We start from the raw sequence: 7,850 nt of genomic DNA, 5'->3' as shown, positions 1-7,850 counted from the left end.
GTCATCGCCGACCGGACAGCCGAACTCGTCGAACTGCGAACAACGCTATCGCGCCGCACCGCGGCGCCCCCGAGCCGGCGCGCGGGACGGACCGCGCGCGAAGGCTCGGGAGGGCTGAGACTCCGATACCCGATATGTCATCCAAAACCCATACCAAACGGAAGAGGGGGCCCTTCGTGCCCGATAAACTGCCCCAGCCCCGGAAAAGCGGACATCTATCCATGCGTCAGTTTCGCGGATTCACCTTGATCGAAACCATCATCGTCGTCGCGCTCATCGCTGGAGCGATGACGGTCGCCTTGACAATTTGGACACAGCGCGCACGTGAGCAAACGGCTGATAGCTTCGTGGCCCAGGCGGCGACGGAGATGGCCATGCTGGCACGGGCGACGACGAGCTACTTCACAACCGAGAGAGTGGCCACGTTGACCGACAACGTCACGGCCGAGCTTCCGATCGGGACGCTGGTGACCGCGGGACTGCTTCCGGCAAATTTTGCCATGCGCGGCGGAGTGATTGGGACGAGCGTTTTCGGTCAGCAGTATCAGATTCGATACAGGCGGCTTCCCGGCGGCTCCGGGCGGGCGCCGACCGCGGCCTTCGTCGTGGCCGAGCTGGGTGTGCCTCAGGTGGCCAACATCACACGCACAGCCACGCCAAACACCGAACAGGGCATCCTGACGCTGAAAACACGCATCGCCGGCCGCGTTGCGGAGGTGCACAATTTTCCCAGCGGTACAGTGCCACGCGACAGTCGAGTGGCCCAGGGCGGATTCCGCGGCTTCACACTTGACCTTTCGGCGTACCTTACAACGAGACCTACCCAGGCTATCGCAGTGGTACTTGGGAACTTTGCAGAACTGGGCGGTTCCATTATCCCGCCCGGAACACCGGAAAATCCAATCGAGAACGCCATCTGCAGCGTGTTGGATCCTTTCGATCCGTCGAGGCGCCTTCCGGCTGGAAGCCCAATGTTCCCCTATCCGTGTGGCACAATTGAGATCAACGGTCAGCCCGTGCAAGCCTACTGCGACGCCAATATTGCGACTCAATACATGGACCCCCCGTTGCCTGATCGGGTCACATTGGTTCGGCCCATTGGACTGTGTGGCGTGGGCGGTGAAACTGGCCCTAACAGTTCTTTTGTCCTGCCTGGAGGTGTGGTCGTTGGTGTCCAGTTGCAGCGAAGCCCGCCCGTTGTTACGAATGTTCCGGACCAACTGTGTCCGTCAGGCGTACGCTTCCAGGGAGGTGTTACGTCACGCGTAACCACCTCTAACATTGTCGTCGCAAACGGAATACCGATCGCGTCCGTTGTATGCGGTACAACCGGTACCGCCTTTGTGCCAGAGCGCTGCGCGATCGAAGAGATGCTTGACGTTGCGGAAAGAGACCGCCGAAGATACCTGCAAAGTGTCGATGTGAATCCACAGCCTTCGGTCAGGAATATATGGATTCAAGGCCCCGATGGCATGTTTGATCAGGGCATCAGGACGTATCCACGTCTCATGCCTGCACCCGGGAACAGGAATTCGATGGCCGGATACGAGTTGGTGTGCAGGCGCTGAATAAGGTCCGATTGAATATTCGAGAGCAGGTCTATCCCCAGGTACTCAAGGAGTGACAATGAATTTAGGTCAGAAGTTGGTGGCGGTGGTAATGCTGGCAGTCATGTCGGCGAACGCATCGGCTCAGATTGCAAATCTTTTCGAGCCGCAGAGTGCACTCCCGCGATCCGATTGGCCATCGGAGCCGCGGCTCGCGCCTCAAGGGGCGTGGTTCGCCCCAGAAAGTGCGGGCTCAGGGTTCTACATTGCGGGAATCAAATCGGGGGGCGCTAAATTCTGGAGCTTGGCACTGTTCAGTCATAACGCCACAGGAACACCTGTTTGGTCGGTAGCAAATGCCCCAGCTGTTGAATGGGTGCCATCAGATTCGGATCTGTTGAACAATGTCAGACCTGTGACCGCACGTTTCGATTTGTTACAGACATCCAACGGCTCATGCCTGGGCTGTCCATACCAGGCACCCACTTATCAGCCGTCCATTTTCGGACGATTGGACCTTCATTGGATAACACCATCCAAGGCCGTTACGCGTCTGAACGGCGTGCAAGTGCAAGTGTCTATGCCCGGCGAGATTGCTGCAGCGGGCGGAATTCGCGAGGTTCTGTCTCGATTTGATTCTGTGAGCGATGATTATCGAAAGAATGGACAAGAGCTTGTGGTTCGCGCTCAGCTGATTGGAAGCTGGCTCAGGGTGAGCGCGCCTCCAGAGGGAATTCAGACCTGGACGGCCGCGCCCCAAGTGAATCCTGCAGTACGAATCCCAAGATCAAACGATACGTGGTATCGATTTGATCCCCTAGATTTCTATGACCGATCTACAGGGACTCGTATACGGATCCGACCGGACCTGCTGCCGACAATCCCTGCTAGATGGATGTACGTGCCCGCGTCTGATTCTGAGGAGTTTGCTGACGCATACATCATTGAGGACATGCGCCTCATCAACACAACAATTGAAAATGGCGTCAAAACTGCGCGGATACTCGGCGCTAACAGGCTTGGGCGTGTATTCGTTGAAAGCGACGAATCTGCTGCGGTAGTGAGCGCCCCCGCGGGAGCGTTTCTGCGGATTGATCAAGCATATCGCGTGTTGCGCTTCCGCTAGTCCCGGAATTGGTTTCTGCCAAGGATAGTTCTTACGGATGAGTAGCGGGAGAAGGTCGCGCAATGCGAGATGCGCAATCCATCTCTGGCTTTGGCCGGAGGCTCCCGCGTGATCGAATGAAAGCTATTATCCGTCAGGAGCGACAATGAATCTTGGTCAGAAGTTGGTGGCGGTGGTAATGCTGGCAGTCATGTCGGCGAACGCATCGGCTCAGATTGCAAATCTTTTCGAGCCGCAGAGTGCACTCCCGCGATCCGATTGGCCATCGGAGCCGCGGCTCGCGCCTCAAGGGGCGTGGTTCGCCCCAGAAAGTGCGGGCTCAGGGTTCTACATTGCGGAAATCAGATCGGGGGGCGCTAAATTCTGGAGCTTGGCACTGTTCAGTCATAACGCCACAGGGACACCTGTCTGGTCTGTAGCAAATGCCCCAGCTGTTGAATGGGTGCCATCAGATTCGGATCTGCTGAACAATGTCAGACCCGTGACCGCACGTTTCGATTTGTTACAGACATCCAACGGCTCATGCCTGGGCTGTCCATACCAGGCACCCACTTATCAGCCGTCCATTTTCGGACGATTGGACCTTCATTGGATAACACCATCCAAAGCCGTCACACGGCTGAACGGCGTGCAAGTGCAAGTGTCTATGCCCGGCGGGATTGCTGCAGCCGGCGGAATTCGAGAGGTTCTGTCTCGATTTGATTCCGTAAGCGTCGACTATCGAATGAATGGACAAACACTCTCGGCTCGAACTCCGCTCATTGGTGCCTGGGTCCGGGTGAGTGCGCCCCCTGAGGGGATTCAGACTTGGACGGCCGCGCCCCAGGTTAACCCCGCAGTACGAATCCCAAGGGAAAACGATACGTGGTATCGATTTGATCCCTTAGATTTCTATGACCGATTTACAGGGACTCGTGTACGAATCCGACCAGACCAGCTGCCGACTATTCCGGCTAGATGGATGTACGTGCCCGCGTCTGACTCTGACGAGTTTGCTGACGCATACATCATTGAGGATATGCGCCTCATCAACACAACAATCGAAAATGGCGTCAAAACTGCGCGAATTCTCGGCGCTACCAGGCTTGGGCGGGTATTCGTTGAAAGCGACGAATCCGCTGCGGTAGTGAGCGCCCCCGCGGGAGCGTTTCTGCGGATTGATCAAGCATATAGCGTGTTGCGCTTCCGCTAATCGTTGAGTATCCGGCTCAGTCATCTCAGACCGGAGTCCATCCCGATCTGAGATGACTGCAGTGTTCAACCAGCCCGCCGAGCTTGTCGAGTCGGCAAACGTTACGAGGGAATGGCCCGATTGCGTGTCGGGCCGGGACAGGCACCCGGGGATGCTCCACCAGTCCCCGGCTCTGCGGCGGGAAAACGGCTCTCACGCATCGGGAGCCGGGCGTTAAACAGGACGGAGCCGGAGTTCCGGACAGTGCGCCCCGCAGCAAACCCCTCGATAACCGGGCGAGGTGGCATCACGGCGGGCAACCGCCAGTCCGGGGCGTAAGCCCCACGCAACACGAGGTTTCCCTGATGCGAGTGTGTGTACTCAGCAGTACCGGGTTTCCGCTGATGCCGTGCCATCCGGCGCGCGCACGTCAACTGCTCGCCGCCGGTCGGGCCACCGTCCTGCGCCGAACGCCCTTCACTGTGCAACTGCTTGATCGGAACGGCGGCGCCGTGCAGCCGATCGAGCTCAAGATCGATCCCGGCAGCAAGACCACCGGGATGGCCCTCGTTGTCGAGGGTGCAAGGCGCGGGCGGTATGTCGTCGCGGCCCTGGAGCTTCACCACCGCGGCTCGGCAATTCGCAAGGCGCTGCTGCAGCGCCGGCAGCTGCGCCGTGGCCGGCGCAGCCGGCACTGCCGCTACCGCGCGCCGCGGTTCCTCAATCGCACGCGCCCCGAGGGCTGGCTGGCCCCGAGCCTCCAGCACCGTGTGGACTCGACGATGGGCTGGGTGACCCGGCTGCGCCGCGTGCTGCCGATCTCGGCCCTCGTCGTCGAGCGGGTGCGCTTCGACCTGCAGGCGCTTGAGAATCCCGAGATTGCCGGCGTCGAGTACCAGCAGGGCACGCTCGCCGGCTACGAAGTGCGCGAGTACCTGCTCGAGAAGTGGAACCGCACCTGCGCCTACTGCAATGCGAAGAACCTACCGCTGCAGATTGAGCACATCGTTCCGCGGGCGGCAGGCGGCTCGAATCGGGTGAGCAACCTCACGCTGGCCTGCGAGCGCTGCAACACGGCCAAGGGTATGCAGCGCGTCGAGGACTTCCTCAAGCCCAAGCCGGAGCGGTTGCGGCGGATTCTGGCTCAGGCCAGGGCCCCGCTGCGCGACGCCGCGGCGGTCAACAGCACCCGCAGGGCGCTGTGGCAGGCCCTGCGCGACACGGGCTTGCCGGTGACGGCCAGCTCCGGTGGCCGCACCAAGTACAACCGCTGCCTCCAGCGCTATCCGAAAGCCCACTGGATCGACGCGGCCTGCACCGGCCCCAGCGGCGGGCAGGTCGATCTGCGGAGCGTCCACGAGGTGCTGAGCCTGACCGCGAAGGGCCGCGGGGATCGCCAGATGTGCCGACCGGACACGTATGGGTTTCCGCGCACTGCGGCGAAGGCGGCCAAGCGGGTATTCGGGTTCCAGAGCGGTGACCTGGTGCGCCTGGTCCAGCCGAGGGGCAAGCACCGCGGCACGTGGATCGGCCCGGTTGCTGTGCGTGCCGACGGGCGCTTCGACATCGCGACGCACGCGGGCAAGATCACTGCGCCCCACACTCGGTTCCAGCGCCTGGCGCGGTTCGATGGCTACACGTACGCCCGGCGGGCGGCATGAGCACGACGCCGGATACGGCATTCACCCAGCCGCAGGACGCCCACCTCGCTGGCCGGGATCGCAGGGATGGCTGCCCGGCCGTCGCTGCCGCGACATGCTCCGACATGGCTCAAGCCGGCGGGGTCGTCGCCGTCCGTGGCTCCTTCGCGGCCGCTCGGCGGCGAGCTTGTCGACCTTGGGCGCACAAAAGACAACGCCCGCTTGCGCGGGCGTTGTCTTCATGTGTCTGTGGGGGGAGGCCGAAGCCCGCGTGTCCCACAGCGAACTAGAACAGGATAAGTGCCCCAACAACGGGCGTCAAAGCGAAAGCCCCGCTTTCGCGGGGCTCCGTAGTCTGGTCTCTGTTGCCTCCGCGCCTGACGGAACCACCTGGGCAGAGCGCGCCGGCCTTGCGGCCGCCAGCTTTAGCGCTGCCTAAGTGTGCCGCCGATCGTCCAGCGCAGTCCAGCGGCCAAGCGAAGTTTGGGTGTCCTGCAGCGCCTCCGGCACTGACCTGATGAAATTCGCGTCAACAGGGTACCGCGGCATGTTGCCCAGCCAGCTCCACACCAAGCGGGCCTGTGTCATGTCCTTCGTTGCTTTCAAGGGGTCTCGGCCCGGCTTCGTTGACAGCCAAGCCTTGTGCAAAGCGAAGAACCGCGGATCCGGCACGACGATGCCACATGGGGTCCGGTCGAGCGAGCAGATCACCTGCCTCAGCGGCTCACCCAGCAACAGCCACTCCTGCTCAACAAGACCGCTCACGGGCCGGAAGGGCTCTGATCCCAGGCTGTTGAGCACTGACGGCGCGGCCAACAACTCAAGCTCGCGCGAGCCACGACCAATCGCCTGAAACGGTCGCTCCGCATTGACCCGGAACGTTGGGTCGAACTCGCGAATTACCGGCCACAGCATCGGGGTATCGCCAGCATCCTCCCCACGCCAGGCGAGATCAGTGTCCCGCGTGGCATGGATCCTGGTTGCCATGCGCTCCTGCGCCTCGATCTGGTAGGCCGGCATCGCGTTGGTGCCTACTACGAGCACCGCCCGACCCATCATGCCCTCACGGTCCAGATGCTGGAACAGTTTCGCGGCCCACGAATCTGAAACCGGCAGGCCCACCGCGGTGTACACGGCGGCGGCGCGCTTCATGTCCGGTTCGGTCGCCGCCAACTGGGCCTTGGTCTCAAGCTTCCCGTTCCGGAAGGTCTCGTAGGCCAGCTCTGTATCTGGAGACCTCGGACCCAGCGATCGGCCGACGCCGGCGTCCCCGTGCACGTGATAGAGATAGTCCCGACCGGAGATGGTCTTCCAAGACATCCGCCCAGCGTGCCGATCCGACACTCGCCACAGGCTCAGGGTGGCGTCGTACGCATCACGGAGATCGATCAACGCTCGGAGTTGGGTGTCGTCAAACCGCGCCATGTCTAGGTTTAACCCGTAAATACACAAGGTGGCTACTTTACGGGTTAAAGCGCACCGAAGGAGCCACGGACTGCGACGCCCCCGCCGGCTTCAGCCCAATCGCAGCGTGTTCACCACCGGCCGTGCAGCCACTCCGGCGATCACGGACAGCGATGTGGGCGGCCGGCGGCTGCAGGAGCTCTTTCTCTGCCCGTGCGACTCAGCGCGCGCAATGAAGGAGCCATGGACGGCGACGACCCCGCCGGCTTGAGCCGAATCGGAGCGTGTCGGTGGGCCGACGGCCGAGCAGCCATCCCGGCGATCACGGCCAGCGAGGCGGGCGATCGGCGGCTATAGGTGCTCTGTCTCAGCCCGTGCGACGCGGCGCGCCCAATTTGACAACCCGCATCGTCGTGCTGAGCTGTTGGCATGTCCGAAGACGCACCCCCGACTACCTTGGAGCGCGCCTACCGCGTGCGGCTTTCGCCGACCACGGACCAGGCGCGCACGCTGCGCCGCCTGTTCGGAGCCCGGCGCTTCGTCTGGAACTGGGCGCTGAAGCTCGACCGCATGCTGCGGGCTTCGGGGCAGCGCAGCGGCGTCACCGCCTGGTCGGCGGCACTCACGGCGCTGAAGCGTGAGCCAGACACTGCCTGGCTCGCCGATCTGCCGCGAGAGCCGTTCAATCAGACGCTGCGCGACTTCGACCGGGCGAAGAAGAACTTCTTCGCCGGCCGCGCGCGGCCGCCGCGGCGCAAGCGCTTCGGCACAGTCAACAGCGCCCGCTTCACGCTCGATCAGCGGCGTCAGCAGGTGACGCTGGGAGAGCGCCACGCCGAGGTGCAGATCGACGGCCTGGGCCGCGTGCGCTTTCGGCGCACCGAAGCGATGGACGGCCGATTGCGCTCGGTGACGGTGCGGCAGGACAGCGCCGGCCGCTGGTTCGCGACCTTTACCGCGGA

The 7,850-nt window shown here is 62.4% G+C and carries 6 protein-coding genes; 5 read left to right on the top strand and 1 reads right to left on the bottom strand.

Going from position 1 to position 7,850, the window contains the following annotated elements:
- Nucleotides 1-221 precede the first annotated feature (221 nt).
- The 4 genes from ACIQ7H_RS21195 (at nt 222) to iscB (ending at nt 5,505) form a co-directional block, all read left to right on the top strand.
- Complete coding sequence (locus ACIQ7H_RS21195) at nt 222-1,568, top strand: type II secretion system protein (RefSeq protein ID WP_395795307.1); 1,347 nt, start codon at nt 222-224, stop codon at nt 1,566-1,568.
- A gap of 58 nt (nt 1,569-1,626) precedes the next feature.
- Nucleotides 1,627-2,673 (top strand): hypothetical protein, encoded by a 1,047-nt coding sequence (locus ACIQ7H_RS21190; protein ID WP_395795305.1) that lies wholly within the window; start codon nt 1,627-1,629, stop codon nt 2,671-2,673.
- Between the two features lie 145 nt (nt 2,674-2,818).
- A complete protein-coding gene (locus ACIQ7H_RS21185; RefSeq protein ID WP_395795303.1) occupies nt 2,819-3,865 on the top strand; it encodes a hypothetical protein in 1,047 nt (348 codons plus the stop codon).
- Nucleotides 3,866-4,209: 344 nt separating this feature from the next.
- Nucleotides 4,210-5,505, top strand: a complete 1,296-nt coding sequence (iscB, locus tag ACIQ7H_RS21180) for an RNA-guided endonuclease IscB (protein ID WP_395795301.1) — start codon at nt 4,210-4,212, stop codon at nt 5,503-5,505.
- A gap of 414 nt (nt 5,506-5,919) precedes the next feature.
- On the opposite strand, the gene ACIQ7H_RS21175 is transcribed toward iscB, so the two are convergent.
- The gene (locus tag ACIQ7H_RS21175) at nt 5,920-6,909 is read right to left on the bottom strand and encodes a GSU2403 family nucleotidyltransferase fold protein (RefSeq protein ID WP_395795299.1); all 990 of its coding nucleotides are present in this window, start codon (nt 6,907-6,909) and stop codon (nt 5,920-5,922) included.
- Nucleotides 6,910-7,344: 435 nt separating this feature from the next.
- Here ACIQ7H_RS21175 and ACIQ7H_RS21170 point away from each other — a divergent pair.
- A partial coding sequence (locus ACIQ7H_RS21170) for a helix-turn-helix domain-containing protein (protein WP_395795297.1) occupies nt 7,345-7,850 on the top strand: 506 nt, incomplete at its 3' end.

It is taken from the genome of Aquimonas sp. (genome assembly GCF_044377145.1).
Taxonomy (GTDB): domain Bacteria; phylum Pseudomonadota; class Gammaproteobacteria; order Xanthomonadales; family Xanthomonadaceae; genus Aquimonas.
Note: the sequence above shows the minus strand (reverse complement) of the source record. Positions and strands in the feature narration are given on the sequence as shown.

What these genes read in the sequence shown, in the direction of transcription:
- ACIQ7H_RS21195 (WP_395795307.1), top strand. Translation starts at nt 222, where the DNA reads ATGCGTCAGTTTCGCGGATTCACCTTGATCGAAACCATCATCGTCGTC.
- ACIQ7H_RS21185 (WP_395795303.1), top strand. Translation starts at nt 2,819, where the DNA reads ATGAATCTTGGTCAGAAGTTGGTGGCGGTGGTAATGCTGGCAGTCATG.
- ACIQ7H_RS21190 (WP_395795305.1), top strand. Translation starts at nt 1,627, where the DNA reads ATGAATTTAGGTCAGAAGTTGGTGGCGGTGGTAATGCTGGCAGTCATG.
- ACIQ7H_RS21175 (WP_395795299.1), bottom strand. Translation starts at nt 6,909, where the DNA reads ATGGCGCGGTTTGACGACACCCAACTCCGAGCGTTGATCGATCTCCGT.
- iscB (WP_395795301.1), top strand. Translation starts at nt 4,210, where the DNA reads ATGCGAGTGTGTGTACTCAGCAGTACCGGGTTTCCGCTGATGCCGTGC.